The organism is Immundisolibacter sp., from assembly GCF_041625615.1.
In the GTDB taxonomy this organism is placed as follows: domain Bacteria; phylum Pseudomonadota; class Gammaproteobacteria; order Immundisolibacterales; family Immundisolibacteraceae; genus Immundisolibacter.
This window is the reverse complement of record NZ_JBFJTF010000051.1, coordinates 1-14790: the sequence shown is the minus strand read 5'-3', so window position 1 is coordinate 14790 and position 14790 is coordinate 1. Positions and strand designations below refer to the sequence as shown.

The following is a 14790-nucleotide window of genomic DNA, read 5'->3' as shown; positions in this document are numbered from 1 at the left end:
GGCCAGCAGGATCATGCGGCGACGGCCGATGCGGTCGGCGGCCGGCCCCAGAACCAGCGAGCCGGCGGTCATGCCCAGCAGGCCGCTGCTGAACACCAGGCCGAGGGTCTGCGGGTCGAGCTGCCAGGCCGAGGCGATGGCCGGCGCCGCGAACGAGATGGCCAGCAGGTCGAAGCCGTCGAGTGCGTTCACCAGCCAGCACAGGCCGATCACCCGCCACTGCAGGGCCGATACCGGTCGCGCGTCGAGCTGTGCCTGCAGGGTGGCCGGGGCGCCGGCGGTGGTGGATGCTGGCATGGGCGTGCGGTTTGCGCTCAGCCGCCGGCAGCCGCCAGCTGTTCGCGGACTTCGGCGGCGATGGTGTAGCTGGCCCGACGCGCGGCAGGGTCGTGGATGGGGCTGCTGATCATCAGCTCGTCGGCGCCGGTGCGGGCGATGAAGGCGGCAATCTGCTCGCGCACGCGCTGCGGCCCACCGATGGCCGAGCAGGACATGGATTCCTCCAGCATGGCGCGCCAGGCCGCCGGCAGCTGGTCCAGATAGCCGGGCACCGGCGCCGGAATCTTGTCCGGCCGGCCGGTGCGCAGGGCGATGAAGGCCTGCTGCATGGAACTGGCCAGCAGCTCGCCGGTGGCGTCATCGTCGGCCGCGTAGACGCTGAAGCCGAGCATCAGGTGGGGGCGGTCGAGTTGCTCGGACGGCCGGAACTGGCTGCGGTAGACGTCGATCGCCTGCATCAGCGCCTGCGGCGCGAAATGCGAGGCGAAGGCATACGGCAGCCCCAGCGCCGCCGCCAGCTGGGCGCCGAACAGGCTGGAGCCGAGAATCCACACCGGTGTCCGGAGTCCGGCCCCTGGCACCGCCTGTATCGCGTCCGGTGCCGGGCCGTGGCCCAGGAGCCGCATCAGCTCGACCACGTCCTGCGGAAAGCGCTCGGCGCTGGTCATCAGGTCGCGGCGCAGGGCGGCGGCGGTGGCCTGGTCGGTGCCCGGCGCGCGGCCGAGGCCAAGATCGATGCGCCCGGGAAACAGCGACTCCAGCGTGCCGAACTGCTCGGCGATCACCAGGGGAGCGTGGTTCGGCAGCATGATGCCGCCCGAACCGACGCGGATGCGTTGCGTGCCCTGGGCGATGTGGGCGATGACCACCGCCGTGGCGGCGCTGGCGATGCCCGGCATGCCGTGGTGCTCCGCCAGCCAGTAACGCCGGTAGCCCAGCTGTTCGGCATGCTGCGCCAGGTCCAGGGAATTGCGCAGCGCATCGGCGGCGCTGCTGCCCTCGAACACCGGGCACAGATCGAGCACGCTGAAAGGGATCATCGACACGGGCGGGTACTCACGGTTCGTTCGGAAACGCACATCCGGTGCATTCTGTGCTCGCGTGGATCAGGCTGATGGGTGCCGGATGCGCGTCCGGCCATCCCTGGCCGTCCTTGAAGCCTGAAAAAATCACACGCCCTCAGGCCACCGCGGCGTAGATGTCGCTCGGCGCCAGGGTGTCCTCGAAAATGGCGCGGCGGATGGTTTCCAGTTCCGCTTCGCCGAGCGGGTACAGGAACTGCTCGTTGCGCTCGCGCACGTCCAGGTACCGCATCTCGCGCGCCAGGTTCAGCGTCTCGTCCCAGGACAGCGCGTTGGCCGGGTCGTGGCCGGCCGCCAGTTCCTTGATTTCTTCCGGGCCGTGGAAGATTTCGTCCTCGACGACGGTCTTCTCCAGCTTGGCCGCCAGGCGCAGGAACTCGTCGTCACCGGGCAGGTTGCTCATGCACCAGTGCCAGCCGACCGAGCCGCCTTCGCCCTGGGTCATCAGCAGGCGCGCGGTCCAGTCCGGCAGCTCGTTGTAGATCTTCGTCCACAGCGTGATGAAGCGGTGGTGCTCCGGCCACTTGCGCGCCACGACGGCGCCGGAGTCGCCGTGGAAGCCGGCGCCCTTCGCGGTGAATTCGACGTTGAGGTAGTGGAACGAATCGCTGTCCGGCGGCTCCTTGCCCTTGCCCAACGTCAGGTCCAGCAGGTTCATGTAGGCCCGGTAGTGGTCGAGTTCTTCCTTCATGATGGCGGCGAAGCGGTCGGCCTCGCGCACGTTGATGCCGGTGCCCAGCGCCAGACGCGCCCGGTCGGCATACATGTTGGTGGCGCCGTACTCGCGGGCGGCCTGGATGACGACCCAGTTGATGTCGCGCTCGCGGCTGCGCTTGGCCAGATACGCGTCCACCACGTACTGCTGGGCGGTGGCGCCCTGGGACATGATGTGCAGTGTGTCGCGGACGATCTGCCCGGCGTTCGGTTGGCGGGTCATGGGTTTCTCCTCTGGCTTTATTTATCGTGAGGTGATGCCCGCCGCCGCTGTCCGGCGGCGGGCATGCGCCGGCGCTTACAGCTCGCCGGCGCGCACCTTGGCGCACAGTTCGGCCCAGCCCTTGCCGGCCTTGACCGCGCCTTCCAGGTAGTTGGCCGGAGCGGTCAGGTACGGCGGACGGCAGGGGCCGGCCTTCATCCAGCCGCTGGCGTTGCTGCGCGCCTTGTCGAGCTGGATGTTGTAGCGCGAGAACTCGGCGAAGCCGCCGGGCGGCATCAGGCTGCCGATCACCGGCGCGGCGGCGGCCCACACCCGCTGGGCGGTGCTCCAGTCGCCGGTCTTGATGGCCTCGCGCACGGTGTCGCGGATGCGGATGGTCATCTCCGGGCCACCGTTGGCGCATGGCGACCAGAACGCGGTATGGAATTCGGGGTCGATGCGGGCGGCGTCCATGTGATCGAACTCGATCGGCAGGAAGCGGATGCGCTTTTTCGACACCGCGGTGTGCACCGACAGCTGGCCGATGTGGATGTACTTGCAGGTGATGACCTGCGGAATCTCCGACACGCCGGCCCAGAACGGAGTCGGGAACTGGAACTTGAACGCCTCCGGGTTGGCATACACGCAGATGGCCATTTCCGGCACGGCTTCGGCCACGTCGCGGTAGAAACGCACCGCGTTCGGCACGTCGCACACCTGCCACATGGGCAGGCCGAGCATGGTGCCGTCGGCGCCGATGTCGCGTGCGTGCTTCAGCTGCGTGATGGTGTCGCGCGTGTTCAGGGTGGTCACGCCGATGAAGATCGGCTTGCGCCCGCGGGCGGTCTCGACCATCACCTCCATCATTTTCTTCTTTTCTTCCCAGGTGGTCGTGGCGCCCTCGCCGAAGGTGCCCTGGGCCATGATTGCATCGACGCCGCCCTCGATCAGGCCGTCGACGGCGCGGGCGACCTGGTCGTAGTCGATGCTGTCCTCGCAGCGCCAGTCCTCGGCGTTGTCGACAGCGGGGGTCGGGATGATGGCCCAGGCGCCGTGAACGTCGTTCACGGTCAGGCGGTCACGTCGTGCCATGACGGATTCCTCAAAATCAAACGAGTGAGTGGATGTGTAAGCTTACGGTCGGCAATGCCGACTGACCATGTGGTCAGGGGGCAGTTTACCGGTCGGCGCGGGTGATGCATGTTCAAGAGTGTTTTCGACAAGGTGTGGGCATTCGACTGCGAGTGGGTTCCGGATCCGGCGGCCGGCCGCGCGCTGTACGGGCTGCCGGCCGACCTGCCGGACCGCGACGTGCTGGCGCACATGTGGCAGCAGGCCGGCGCCAGCGAACAAGACCCGATGCCGTTTTTGAAGACCATCGTGTGCCGGGTGGTGTCGATCGCCGCGGTCACCCGCCAGCGCCGGCGTGACGGCAGCGTGCAGCTGCACCTGCTGGCCCTGCCGCGGGAGGTGGGCGACGCGGTCCAGACCGCGGAGCGCCACGTCGTGGGCACGTTTCTCGACGCTGTCGGCGAGTACAGGCCGCAGCTGGTCGGCTACAACTCGATCAATGCGGACCTGAAGATCCTGCTGCAGCGGGCGGTGGTCAACGGCCTGTCGGCGGCGGCGTTCTGCCGCCGTCCCGACAAGCCGTGGGAGGGCATCGACTACTTCGCCCGCGGTGACGCGCACGTCGACATCAAGGACATCGTCGGCGGCTGGGGCAAGGCCACGCCGTCGCTGCACGAGCTGGCCGTGCTGTCGGGCATTCCCGGCAAGCTGGACGTGGACGGCAACGCCGTGGCCAACCTGTGGCTGGACGGTCAGCTGGACCGGATCGTCGCCTACAACGAGTGTGACGCGCTGACCACCTATCTGGTGTGGCTGCGTCTGGCGCACCTGGGCGGACATTTCGACGACCGCGAGTACGCGCAGGAGCAGCAGCGCGTGCACGAGCTGCTGCAGACCGAGATCGCGCAGGGGCGCACACACCTGACCACCTTCCTGGAAGCCTGGCAGGCGCTGTCCGGCACCGGCTGAGCGATCGGCGTCAGCCGTCCGAGACCGCCTGCACGTACATCAGCTCGCAGCTGCCGTCGCCGCTGTCGTCGCGGCGCAGCGAGCTCGTCCAGTGCCAGCCGTCGGCGGCACGCAGTTCCACCAGATAGCCGCGCAGCGTGATGCGCTGCCCGGCGTCGGCGCGGCGCAGCGCCCTGGCCACCGCCCGGTTTGCCGGAATCAGGTGCACATTGGCACTGGAGCGTGTGATCTCGTCCACCGGCAGCGGTGGTGCGCCCTCGTAGCGCCAGAAGTACCAGCGTCCGCCCTGGTGGATGTCCAGCCGGTCGATGACCCGCGGGTCACTCATGCGGCCCCAGCCGAGCGCCAGATCCACCGGCGCCAGGTCCGCGCCGCGGCCGAGGCGATAGCGCGTGGCCGACAGCACGCGCCCGCTGACCGTGTATTCGGCCAGTGCCCGGGCGGCGATGCCGTTGACCGTGAAGCGCGGGCCGTGTTCGAGGTCGCGCTGCACCGGCGCGGCGAAAGGATCGCCGTCCACGGGGGCGACGGCCGGCGGCCGCGGGCTCACCGCCGGCACCGGCAATGGCCACAGCTGCCAGGCCAGCACGGCCAGGACGACCAGCAGCAGCCCGCGCTTCATGACGCCAGGGCGGCGCAGCCGGCGATGCGGGTGTGCAGCTGGCGCAGGCCGTCGGTCAGCGCCGCCGGGCCGGGCTGCAGGATGTCGCAGGACTTGATCTCGAACACCTGTCCGGTGCGCAGCGCCGGCAGGGCCTGCCAGCCGGGCCGCTCGGCCAGGGACTGCGGCCGGAACCGCTTGCCGCACCACGAGCCGATGATCAGCTCCGGCGACCGGCGCACCACCTCGTCGGGATCGGCAATGATCCGCCCGCCGGCCGCCTGCGCCGCCGCCAGGTCGGCAAAGCAGTCTTCCCCGCCGGCGATGTGGATCAGCTCGGACACCCAGCCGATGCCGCTGATCAGCGGCGCATCCCACTCCTCGAAATACACCCGCACGCGGCGCGGCAGCCGGGCCGCGGCCCGCGCCACGGTGTCCATGCCGGTTTGCAGTTCGTCCACCAGCGCGGCCGCCTTCCGGGGGGCGCCCACCAGGCTGCCGAGGGTCTGGATCATGTCCAGAATGCCGGCCACGGAGCGCTGGTTGAACACATGCACCGCCAGCCCGGCGCGTATCAGCGCGGCGGCGATGTCGGCCTGCAGGTCGCTGAAGCCGAGCACCAGATCCGGTTCCAGCGCCAGGATGCGGTCGAGTCTGGCGCTGGTAAAGGCGGCCACCTTGGGTTTCTCGCGCCGTGCCTGTGGCGGGCGCACCGTGAAGCCGCTGATGCCGACGATGCGGTCCTGCTCGCCGAGCCGGTACAGCGTTTCGCAGGTCTCCTCGGTCAGGCACACGATGCGCCGCGGGTGCCGGCCGCTCATGGCGCCAGCAGCGCGGCCACGGCCGCTGGGTTGCTGGGGAAGTAGGCGTGCACGTAGCTGGCGGTCAGGCGGCCGTGGCGGTACACCGCCTCGCCGGGACGACCGTCCGGCGCGTGGGCACGCAGGGCCGGTGTCAGGGGCGTGTGCAGCTGCGAATGGTGAAACGTGTGCCCGCGCAGCGGGCCTTCCGGCAAATCGAGCTGCTGCGGGCCGATGGCCGCCAACTGGCCGCGCATGCCGACCGTGCCCGGCAGCAGGCCGGCCAGGCGGTGTGTTGCGCCGGCGGCGTCGGTCAGCGTGTCGAACAGCACCATCATGCCGCCGCATTCGGCCAGCAGCGGCCGGCCGGCGGCGTGGTGGGCACGCAGCGAAGCCAGGAACACCCGGTTGCGTGCCAGCCGCGCGGCGTGCAGCTCCGGGTAGCCGCCGGGCAGCCACAGCGCGTCGGCCGGCGGCACCGGCTGGTCGGCCAGCGGCGAGAAGAACACCGGCTCCGCGCCCAGCGCCCGCAGGGTGTCGAGGTTGGCCGGGTAAATGAAGCCGAAGGCGACATCCCGCGCCACGGCCACGCGCCGGCCGGCCAGCGCGCCGGTGGGCAATCCGGGCTGCGGGGCGGGCGCCACGGCGGGGAACGGCGTCGGCGGCGGCAGCGTGTCCGCGGCCGGCGGCAGGGCGGCGGCCAGGCGATCGAGACGGTGTTCGAGGTCCGCCACCTCGTCGGCCTGCAGCAGGCCGAGGTGACGCTCCGGTATGGCGTCGGCCGCCGCATGCGGCAGCGTCCCGTACCAGCCGATACCCGGCGGCAGGCTGGCGCGCAGCAGGTCGGCATGACCGGGGCTGCCGACGCCGTTGGCCAGCACGCCGCTCAGCGGCACTGCGGCGCCGTAGCTGGCCAGTCCAAGGGCCAGGGCGCCGAAGGTCTGTGCCATGGCGGCGGCGTCGATGACGGCCAGCACCGGCAGGCCGAAGCGGCGGGCGAGGTCGGCTGTCGAAGGCGTGCCGTCGTGCAGGCCCATCACGCCCTCGATCAGGATCAGCTGCGCCTGTGCCGCGGCGGCATGCAGGCGGGCGGCGATGTCGGCCTCGCCGCACATCCAGAGGTCGACGGTATGGACCGGCGCGCCGCTGGCGCGTTCGAGAATCTGCGGGTCCAGAAAGTCCGGCCCGCACTTGAATACCCGCACCCGCCGGCCGGCCTGGCGATGGCGCCAGGCAAGGGCGGCGGTGACGGTGGTCTTGCCCTGGCCGGAGGCGGGTGCCGTGACCAGCAGGGCCGGGCAGTGTCGGGTCACGCCGGCCGGGGACGCGCGGTTGCGGTCAGCGCGAGGCGGACGCCGCCGCGCGGCTGCCGCCCACGGCCAGGACGACGGCCGCCACCACCAGCGCCGCGCCCAGGTACAGCGCCATGCCTTCCAGCGCCAGCGGGAAATAGCGCAGCAGACGTTCGCCGAACTGCGCCAGGGTGGGCTCGGCAAAGCGGCCGGAGAAGACGTAGAACGCGCCGCTGGACAGCAGCTCGCACACTGCGGTGCCGGTCAGTGCCGCGCCGGCGAACGGCAGCAGGCTGGAGGCCGCCGGGCGGTGGCGGCGGGCGTACCAGCGCCCGGCGGCGTACAGCGCGCCGTAGGCCGGCACCAGCGCCGCGTAGGCCGGGCTCACGCAAAAGGCGCTGACCCCGCCGAAGGCGATGGCCACGTAGTCGATGACGGCCGCCAGCCCCAGCAGGCCGGCCAGCGGCCGCCAGCCCGGCAGCAGCGCTCCGGCCAGGAAGAACACCGCCCAGGAGGCATCCGGCAGGTGCAGCGGGGAGGCGAAATGGTGGCTGCGCGTGGCCAGCATCAGGGCCGCCAGCAGCAGGCCGCTCGGCAGGGGACGGGACAGGGGCAACGTGTGCATCGGTGAAATCCTGAAGGTGGCGAACGTGTCGCGCGGCCCGAAGTTTCGTCCGGCCGCGCGATCCTAACGGCTTTGCCGGCGCCGTGCCCGTCAGCGGGCCGGCGGCGCGTAGCGTACGGTCAGCATGGCGTTGCGGCCATCCTGGTTGAACAGGTTGGCGGTGCGGTAGTGCTTGTCGAGCGCGTTGGCGAGCTTGCCTTCCAGCGACCAGTCGCGCGTCAGCGCGTAGGTGGCGCGCAGGTCGAACGTCACGTAGCCGCCCAGTTCGGTGGTGTTGGCAATGTCGTCATAACGCTTGCCCTCGCCGTACAGGCTGGCGCCGATGCGCCAGGCGCCGAGGCCGCGGTCGGCATCGAGCCGGCCGAGCAGCTTGGCGCGGCGCGGCAGCTGGTTGCCGCGGTTGGCATCCTGGCCGCGGTTCTCCGGGTCCAGCACGGACAGGTTGGCCGCCAGGTCCCAGCCCGCCAGCCGGGTGCTGGCGATGGCCTCCAGGCCGCGGATGCGGGTCTTGTCGATGTTGACCGGCACGAAGCTGGCGTCGAAGCCGATCAGCTCGTCGATGTCGGTCTGGTACAGGTTGAGCGACCAGTCGACGGCGCCGTGCTGCCCGGCCACGCCCAGTTCGTAGCTGTCCGCTTCCTCGGGCTCCAGACTGGGGTTGCCGAAGAACGGAAAGTACAGCTCGTTGAAGGTCGGCGCCTTGAAGGCGCTGCCCCAGGACGCCATTACCCGCAGCGTGGGCGAGAAGCGGTAACCCCAGGCCAGCGAGCCGGTGGTGTGGCCGCCGAACTGCTGGTTGTCGTCGCGGCGGACGGCGGCGGTCAGCTCGTGGCTGCCGAACTGACCCTGGTACTGCGCGAAGCCGGCGGCGTTGTCGCGCGAATCCTGGCCGTAGTCGGTGGTGCCGCTGACGCGGTCGTCGAGCCAGTCGGCGCCCAGCGTCAGGCGCTGCGCGGCGCCGATGGTGAACACGTTCAGCCAGCTGGCGCTGTAGCGGTTCGAGTTGAAGGTGCTGCGAAAGCTGTCGTCGTGAAACGCGTCGGCCAGGTCGCGGCTGCGCCCGCCGGACAGCGACATCTGCCAGCCCGACAGCACCCGCCAGTCCACGCGGGCACCGAACACGTCCTGCGTGTAGTCCGAGCTGTTGGACGAGAACACGCTGCCGTCGTACTCGTTCTCGCCCTCGCCGCGCAGGTAATGCGCCTCGGCGCTCAGGGTGTCGGTCAGGCGATAGCCGGCGCGCGCCGCCACGCCCGTGTTGCGGTAGCCGTCGTGGTCCGGCTCGTCGGTGAAGCAGCCGCCGCCGGGCGGGAAGGGCCGGCCGGCGCAGGAGTTGAAACCACGCGTCTGCAGGTAGCTGGCGCCGACGCTGAACCAGCCGCGCTCACCACCGCCGGACAGGCCGGCGCTGTAGTCCTGCGTGCCGTGGCTGCCGCCGCCCAGACTCAGGCGTGGCGTCAGCGGACCGCCGCCCTTGCGGGTGAAGATCTGGATCACGCCGCCGATGGCGTCGGCGCCGTACAGGCTCGAGCGCGGGCCACGCACGACCTCGATACGCTCCACCTGATCGATGGGGATGTCCTGGATGGAGGTGGTGCCGAGCGTGGCCGAGCCCACGCGCACGCCGTCCACCAGCACCAGCACCTGGTCCGATTCCGCCCCGCGCAGGAACACCGAGGTGGCCTTGCCGAGGCCGCCGTTGTTGCTGAAGGAAAGGCCCGGCACGCCGCGCAGGGCGTCCTGCACCGAGTGGGCCTGGCGGCGTTCGATCTCGTCGCGGTCGATGACCGTCACCGAGGCCAGCGTGTCGACGTTGGACTGCGGCGTGCGGGCGGCGGTGACGTTGATGGTCAGCGGATCGTCGCCGGCGGCCTGTGGCGCGCTGGCAAACAGGGACAGTCCGGCCAGCAGGCCGGCGGTGCGAAGGTGTGTCATGACTGCTCCGGCTCGCGCCCAACCGCGCGAGTAGCAAGTGGCAAGAACCGGCAGGGCAGGGGCAGACACACGGCAGGGTCGGGCACGGGCGCGACCGTTCCGGTGCACCGCCCACCGCGGTGCCGAACCATTGCTTCGGGCCGGTCTCCGGGCTTGCGAGGGGGGTATGGACCCCGGCTGCGGCACCTTCCCGTGCCGATGGCACAGTGGCGTGTCGCCGCAGCTTCACTCGCTTACCGTTGCGGGGGCAGCGCCGGCATTGGACGGGTCGATGATCACGACCCGGCCGCACCGGCTTCCCGTTTCATCCCCTGGGCGAACGCCCTCGGGGACACCACGAAGCGGCGCGGATCGTAGGGGGTGACGCCGGCGGGTGTCAATTGCCGTCAACAGGCCAGCGGTGTCGCGGGGCTGTTACTGGCATCGATGCCGACGCCGCGTGTTGCCGGCACGGACAGCACGCCAGCGACGGGAAATCGCAGGCAAGCAACAATGCGCGTCGGGGGTTTCCTACACTGGCCTCGTCCCCGCGGGCAGCCGGTGGCGTTGCCGCGCTGCCGGTGCCGGCATGGCGGCCGGTCTTCGGTTTCCGGAAACGGACCTCAGCCGTGGGCGCCAGCACAACACGGCGTGATGCCCGGCATTTCGGGCAGGCCGGGCGGGTTCCCCGAGCGCTGTCCTGCGGTGGGGATGTCCTGGCCGTGACACAGCAAGCATCGACGGGTACTCAAGATGAAACACACACTCGCCTGGCTCTTCGTGATCGGGATGCTGGATGTTCTTGTCGTTTTCGTCGGGCTGGCGGTATGGAAATACCACGACGGTGATGCTGTTTTTCTGAACCTCGTGGTTATCAGCGTGGCGCTTGTGACGTACTTCGGCTTTCTCATGGCCTGCCACGCCAAGGGGGGAGACTGGGCGATCGAAAGGGGTGGCATGCGAATGGCAATCACCGCGTCGGTCGTGACGGTTTATCTGGTTCTCGTCGGGTTGGTGGCCTTCATGACCCAGGGCCCGAACGCGCTTCTGCCGATCACGCAGACGATGCTGGCCAGCTTCACGTCCATCGTCGGGGTGGTGGTCGCGTTCTACTTTGGCGCGTCTGCCTATGTGCAAGTGCAGGAGAAAAGGCTGGAGCGTGAGCGGACGGGTAAGGCCGACAGCGTTCCACGGCAGGAATGACGACGCGCGCGGAACGGTGCCGGTGTTTTCCGGTGCGGTGTGCGCCGGTGCGTGGTGGCGCCGCTCTGTGTCCGGCGCTACAGCAGTTGCAGGCGCGTCAGTCCGTGATCTGCACACCCTTCCAGAAGGCCACGTGGCCGGCGATTTCCGCCGCCGCGGGTTTCGGGTCGGGGTAGTACCAGGCGGCGTCCTCGTTGCGGGCATCGTCCACCTGTACGGTGTAGTAGTGCGCCGTGCCCTTCCACGGGCATTGCGAGGTGGTGGTGCTGTCGCGCAGCAGGCGGCGGTCGACCGCGTCGGCGGGGAAGTAGTGATTGCCCTCGACGACCACGGTGTCCGTGGATTGCGCGATGACGGCACCGTTCCAGATGGCTTTCATGGCAGTTCTCCTCGGGGTGTGGGGCGCGCCGGGTGGCCGGCGAAGGGCACGTGACACGCCCTGTCAGGTGTCAGCCAACTTACCTGAGCTTGCGCACGGGGTGGTCGGTGTGTTGCCGCCGACCACGCCAGCGTCAACAGTACTCCGGTTCCCGCCCGGGCGCGGATGCCCCGGGCGCGATGCCGCCACGGCCCAGGCGCGGTATGTTTGCAGCCGATTGCAGGCCGCGGGCGTCGCCGGCCGCTTGCGATGTGTCACCGGCATTGCAGGTGCATTGGGGGCGCGGCGAGCCCCCGTACGAGGACCTTTGTCAGCGGCGCTCCGCGCCGTGACGAAAATCGGCACGTGCCCGCCCGGCGGGCCTATCGAGGGGAGAGAAAGCCGTGCGAGCAGCAGTACTGGATGGCTATGGCGGGGCGGACCGATTGCGCGTGGCGCAGGTGGCGGACGCGCCGCCGCCACGGCGCGGGCAGATCCGCGTGCGCGTGCACGCGGCGAGCCTGAACCCCATCGACTGGAAGGTCTGCGCCGGGTATTTCCGGCTGATTCCCGGCCAGCGCATGCCCATGATCCCGGGCAGCGACTGCTCGGGTGTGGTCGAAGCGGTGGGCGATGGCGTGGCCGACTTCAAGCCCGGCGACGCCGTGTTCGGGCTCGTCAGCGGCGGGGTGGGGCACACGTTTGCGCAGCTGGTAACGGCGCCCGCCAAACGCTTTGTCCACAAGCCCGCCAACGTGAGCCATCAGGAGGCGGCGAGTGCCGCGCTGGTCGGCGTGACGGCACTCGAAGCGCTCGCCCGTGGCGCGCGCCTGGTGGCCGGGCAGCGCGTGTTCGTGAGTGCGGGCGCCGGCGGCGTCGGCAGTTTTGCGGTGCAGTACGCGCGCTCGGTGGGCGCGCAGGTGCTGGCGAGTGCCGGGGCGGCCAATCTCGACTTCGTGCGCGGGCTTGGCGCCGACGCGGTGTACGACTACGCGGCCACCGACTGCGCGACGCAGCTGCGTGACCTGGACGTGGTGTTCGACGCCTACGGCGATCTGGACGCGCGCCGCTACCTGCCGTGTCTGAAACCCGGCGGGGTGTTCCTGACCACCGGCAGCGGCGGACGCTCCATGGAAGAACTCGCCGCCCGTTACGGCAAGCGCTGGTGGCTGTTCGGCGGCCTCATGGACGTGATGCGCCTGCGCTGGCAGGCGCGCCGCGACGGCCGCCGACGGGTGTCGATGGTGTTCGCGCAGCCGCGCCCCGAGCACCTGCAGCACATCGCCCGGCTGCTCGAAAGCGGCGCCGTGAAGGCGCAGGTCGGGCAGGTGTATGCGCTCGACGACATCGCCCGTGCCTTTACCGACGGCCAGACCGGCCACGCGCGCGGCAAGCGGGTGATAGACCTTTCCCAGTAGCCGGGGCGGGCGGCGCCGCCGTGGCCAGCCGAGCAGGGGGTGTCGATGTCGGTCAATAAAGGGCTGCGCGACGTTGCAAGTGGCGCGCAGGCACCTGTTGCCGAGCGACAACGGCATCACAGCCGCGCGCCGCCTGCTGCTCGACGCCGTCCGCGCCAATCAGACCCGTGGCGCCGAGCCGGGGCTGGCCCCGGCCTCGCATCGCTGCCGCGCGGCATCGGTCATCGTGCCGCAGGATGCGTTGGCGCCCGTGGTGTCGGTCGTGCTATTGGGAAATGCGAGTTTGAAGCCGGCTTGCGGCATACTCGGCTTTCGTCATCCTAGATATGTCGACACGTAGGCGAGCGCGAAGATGAATCATGCCGGATGGAGCTCAAAACTTGCGGCTTAAGAAATTTGAGCACTCTGGCGGTGCGCCTCCAAGATATATTTGAGCCAGTCAACCAGTTTCCGCACCATTTGGTATTTACCTCGCGTTAAAAATTCAGAATGGGCACTATCGCCAACGAGACGATCGCGTTAGCACAATACCTCTTGCCAGGCTTCCTCGCGGCATGGATTTTCTACGGGCTCACTTCGCATCCAAAGCCAGATCAGTTCGAAAGGGTGATTCAGGCACTGATTTTCACGCTAATCACCCAAGCGATCGTCTTTTTCGAAAAGTTTGCACTTCTCTGGGTCGGGCAAAGCTGGAGCATTATGCCATGGAACAGCGACTCAGAACTCGTTTGCGCGACGATTACAGCAGTTCTAATCGGCGGCATTTTCGCCTATTTCGCTAATCATGATGGATTCCATCGTTTCGCGAGACGCGCTGGAATTACAAGAGAAACTTCTTTCCCATCTGAGTGGTTTGGAGCGTTTTCGAAGAACGTGACCTACATCGTTCTTCATCTTAAAGACGACCGGCGCCTATATGGGTGGCCGATCGAGTGGCCATCCGATCCGAAACGCGGGCAATTTATTCTCTCTCAGCCATCCTGGCTCATACAAGAGGACGGGAAAACCGTTGAGAAGCCAATTACGGGCGTAGAATCGGTTCTCTTGAGTGTCGAAGATGTAAAGTGGGTCGAATTTTTGGACAAATTTTGGGAGAATCACGATGAGCCGAAAAGCTCCTAATCCGCCCCCGCCGTTACCGCCGCCCGATACAGGTAGACGTGGCTCCAGCACTGGAGCTAGCGTCAATCCTGCTCCGCCGACGCACCTGAAACCAGCCCCGCCGCCGCCACCGCCGCCACCGCCGCGAAAAAATGACTAGCGAGCCGTAGGGTGGGCAAAGCGAAGCGTGCCCACGTGAAGAGGAACGCGGCAAGGTGCGTTATGGGCTGTGATTCGTAATTCCGCGCGGGCACGGCCTTACGGCATTTGCCCACCTTACGGCGCGCTCAGTGGTTTAACCGCCCTTGTAAGGCCAGGCCCCATATGGAGACGCCGGAGCAGTTGTATGAAAGCTTGATGTCTGTCGTGCGTGATCGTTTGGATGCCGTTGCGGTTCTCGCGGCATCTCAAGGCGCGGCATTTGCTCGCGCCGAAGCTGCTGCGTTCCATGGTCGGAAGATCGTTGAGGGAATCGCCTTCGGTTGCTTGGTCGCTACCGAGCAAGGGCGGAAGCAAGTTCCCCGAGACGCCAAGGGTCAATGGAATGCCAAGGTGATCCTGAATCGTCTTGCGTCGAAGAATATCGAGACATTTCCAAGTCCCAGCATACTTCGTAAAGCGAACGATTCGGAGCGTCGAAGTGGTGGAGTTGCATTGGTCGTTGAGGGTCAGCCTGACCGTCGTGTCACTCACCAAGAGCTCGTCGCTATTTACCAACGTTTGCATCGCTGGCTGCACGAGTTGAATCCGTATGTCTCCAAAGACCGTATGGCTTTTTGCGAGCAGCACGAAGCTAGCCTGTGGGATGACCTAGCGCGAGTAGAGCGCCTTATGGAGCGCCACTTCATCGCAATTGCCGGTCGAGGATTCTTTTGCATCTTACGGGACAGTGTTGACAGTAGAACAAAGGTGGTTTCACTGGAGGAGGTTTCATGAGCCCACGTAGGGTGCGATTAGGCGCGAACCGCAGCGGTAGTAGTATCTACCAGATGCTGTCTGCTATCTGGCGTCGTCGCTGTCCTCCGCCGAACTCTACTTCGGCAACCCCAGCCAATTGACGATGTTGTTGCGCTGGATGGCCGACGAGCCGCCGAAGATGGGCAGCGCCAGCGAGTCGCGCACGTAGCGTTCCATGGGGAATTCGCTGGCGTAGCCGTAGGC

At 68.2% G+C, this 14790-nt stretch carries 17 protein-coding genes and 1 riboswitch; of the genes, 6 read left to right on the top strand and 11 right to left on the bottom strand.

The features are described from left to right. The 4 genes from ABYX71_RS05845 to ABYX71_RS05830 form a co-directional block, all read right to left on the bottom strand. Positions 1 to 297: MFS transporter (locus ABYX71_RS05845; protein ID WP_372695565.1), on the bottom strand; the 297-nt coding region annotated here is incomplete at its 3' end. Positions 298 to 314: 17 nt separating this feature from the next. Further along, positions 315 to 1319: an LLM class flavin-dependent oxidoreductase gene (locus ABYX71_RS05840; RefSeq protein ID WP_372695567.1), complete on the bottom strand. Its 1005-nt coding sequence runs from the start codon at positions 1317 to 1319 to the stop codon at positions 315 to 317. Positions 1320 to 1458: 139 nt separating this feature from the next. Then, on the bottom strand, positions 1459 to 2298 hold the full coding sequence (locus ABYX71_RS05835) for a hypothetical protein (protein WP_372695564.1): 840 nt from the start codon (positions 2296 to 2298) through the stop codon (positions 1459 to 1461). A gap of 75 nt (positions 2299 to 2373) precedes the next feature. After that, positions 2374 to 3369 (bottom strand): dihydrodipicolinate synthase family protein, encoded by a 996-nt coding sequence (locus tag ABYX71_RS05830; protein ID WP_372695563.1) that lies wholly within the window; start codon positions 3367 to 3369, stop codon positions 2374 to 2376. A 108-nt stretch (positions 3370 to 3477) separates the two neighbouring features. On the opposite strand from ABYX71_RS05830, the gene ABYX71_RS05825 reads away from it, so the two are divergent. Next, positions 3478 to 4317, top strand: coding sequence for a 3'-5' exonuclease (locus tag ABYX71_RS05825; protein WP_372695562.1), 840 nt, complete (start codon positions 3478 to 3480; stop codon positions 4315 to 4317). Positions 4318 to 4327: 10 nt separating this feature from the next. Here the strand turns inward: ABYX71_RS05825 and ABYX71_RS05820 are convergent, their stop codons facing one another. From ABYX71_RS05820 to btuB, 5 genes are all read right to left on the bottom strand, one after another. Then, on the bottom strand, positions 4328 to 4939 hold the full coding sequence (locus ABYX71_RS05820; RefSeq protein ID WP_372695561.1) for a hypothetical protein: 612 nt from the start codon (positions 4937 to 4939) through the stop codon (positions 4328 to 4330). Continuing rightward, positions 4936 to 5739 (bottom strand): ABC transporter substrate-binding protein, encoded by an 804-nt coding sequence (locus ABYX71_RS05815; RefSeq protein ID WP_372695560.1) that lies wholly within the window; start codon positions 5737 to 5739, stop codon positions 4936 to 4938. The genes ABYX71_RS05820 and ABYX71_RS05815 overlap by 4 nt, the downstream gene beginning before the upstream one ends. Next, on the bottom strand, positions 5736 to 7031 hold the full coding sequence (locus ABYX71_RS05810) for a cobyrinate a,c-diamide synthase (protein ID WP_372695559.1): 1296 nt from the start codon (positions 7029 to 7031) through the stop codon (positions 5736 to 5738). The genes ABYX71_RS05815 and ABYX71_RS05810 overlap by 4 nt, the downstream gene beginning before the upstream one ends. 25 nt (positions 7032 to 7056) lie before the next feature. Then, the gene (locus ABYX71_RS05805) at positions 7057 to 7635 is read right to left on the bottom strand and encodes a hypothetical protein (RefSeq protein ID WP_372695558.1); all 579 of its coding nucleotides are present in this window, start codon (positions 7633 to 7635) and stop codon (positions 7057 to 7059) included. A gap of 90 nt (positions 7636 to 7725) precedes the next feature. Continuing rightward, positions 7726 to 9570, bottom strand: coding sequence for a TonB-dependent vitamin B12 receptor (gene btuB / locus ABYX71_RS05800; protein WP_372695557.1), 1845 nt, complete (start codon positions 9568 to 9570; stop codon positions 7726 to 7728). Between the two features lie 120 nt (positions 9571 to 9690). Then, a riboswitch (cobalamin riboswitch) is annotated at positions 9691 to 9912 on the bottom strand. A 390-nt stretch (positions 9913 to 10302) separates the two neighbouring features. On the opposite strand from btuB, the gene ABYX71_RS05795 reads away from it, so the two are divergent. After that, a complete protein-coding gene (locus tag ABYX71_RS05795; protein ID WP_372695556.1) occupies positions 10303 to 10752 on the top strand; it encodes a hypothetical protein in 450 nt (149 codons plus the stop codon). Positions 10753 to 10849: 97 nt separating this feature from the next. Here ABYX71_RS05795 and ABYX71_RS05790 read toward each other — a convergent pair whose 3' ends face one another. Next, entirely contained in the window at positions 10850 to 11131 is a 282-nt protein-coding gene (locus ABYX71_RS05790) for a DUF427 domain-containing protein (RefSeq protein ID WP_372695555.1), read from the bottom strand. Between the two features lie 383 nt (positions 11132 to 11514). Here ABYX71_RS05790 and ABYX71_RS05785 point away from each other — a divergent pair, with 383 nt between their 5' ends. The 4 genes from ABYX71_RS05785 (at position 11515) to ABYX71_RS05770 (ending at position 14565) form a co-directional block, all read left to right on the top strand. Next, positions 11515 to 12528, top strand: a complete 1014-nt coding sequence (locus tag ABYX71_RS05785) for an NADP-dependent oxidoreductase (protein ID WP_372695554.1) — start codon at positions 11515 to 11517, stop codon at positions 12526 to 12528. Positions 12529 to 12625: 97 nt separating this feature from the next. Further along, entirely contained in the window at positions 12626 to 12868 is a 243-nt protein-coding gene (locus tag ABYX71_RS05780; protein ID WP_372695553.1) for a hypothetical protein, read from the top strand. 149 nt (positions 12869 to 13017) lie between these two features. Then, complete coding sequence (locus ABYX71_RS05775; protein WP_372695552.1) at positions 13018 to 13650, top strand: DUF6338 family protein; 633 nt, start codon at positions 13018 to 13020, stop codon at positions 13648 to 13650. A gap of 303 nt (positions 13651 to 13953) precedes the next feature. Then, complete coding sequence (locus ABYX71_RS05770; RefSeq protein WP_372695551.1) at positions 13954 to 14565, top strand: hypothetical protein; 612 nt, start codon at positions 13954 to 13956, stop codon at positions 14563 to 14565. 96 nt (positions 14566 to 14661) lie between these two features. Here ABYX71_RS05770 and ABYX71_RS05765 read toward each other — a convergent pair. Then, positions 14662 to 14790, bottom strand: a 129-nt coding sequence (locus tag ABYX71_RS05765) for an acyl-CoA dehydrogenase family protein (RefSeq protein WP_372695566.1), incomplete at its 5' end; no start/stop codon positions are given.

Coding starts and splice junctions, on each gene's coding strand:
- ABYX71_RS05840 (WP_372695567.1), bottom strand. CDS start 1,319: ATGATCCCTTTCAGCGTGCTCGATCTGTGCCCGGTGTTCGAGGGCAGC.
- ABYX71_RS05835 (WP_372695564.1), bottom strand. CDS start 2,298: ATGACCCGCCAACCGAACGCCGGGCAGATCGTCCGCGACACACTGCAC.
- ABYX71_RS05830 (WP_372695563.1), bottom strand. CDS start 3,369: ATGGCACGACGTGACCGCCTGACCGTGAACGACGTTCACGGCGCCTGG.
- ABYX71_RS05825 (WP_372695562.1), top strand. CDS start 3,478: ATGTTCAAGAGTGTTTTCGACAAGGTGTGGGCATTCGACTGCGAGTGG.
- ABYX71_RS05820 (WP_372695561.1), bottom strand. CDS start 4,939: ATGAAGCGCGGGCTGCTGCTGGTCGTCCTGGCCGTGCTGGCCTGGCAG.
- ABYX71_RS05815 (WP_372695560.1), bottom strand. CDS start 5,739: ATGAGCGGCCGGCACCCGCGGCGCATCGTGTGCCTGACCGAGGAGACC.
- ABYX71_RS05805 (WP_372695558.1), bottom strand. CDS start 7,635: ATGCACACGTTGCCCCTGTCCCGTCCCCTGCCGAGCGGCCTGCTGCTG.
- btuB (WP_372695557.1), bottom strand. CDS start 9,570: ATGACACACCTTCGCACCGCCGGCCTGCTGGCCGGACTGTCCCTGTTT.
- ABYX71_RS05795 (WP_372695556.1), top strand. CDS start 10,303: ATGAAACACACACTCGCCTGGCTCTTCGTGATCGGGATGCTGGATGTT.
- ABYX71_RS05790 (WP_372695555.1), bottom strand. CDS start 11,131: ATGAAAGCCATCTGGAACGGTGCCGTCATCGCGCAATCCACGGACACC.
- ABYX71_RS05775 (WP_372695552.1), top strand. CDS start 13,018: ATGGGCACTATCGCCAACGAGACGATCGCGTTAGCACAATACCTCTTG.
- ABYX71_RS05770 (WP_372695551.1), top strand. CDS start 13,954: ATGGAGACGCCGGAGCAGTTGTATGAAAGCTTGATGTCTGTCGTGCGT.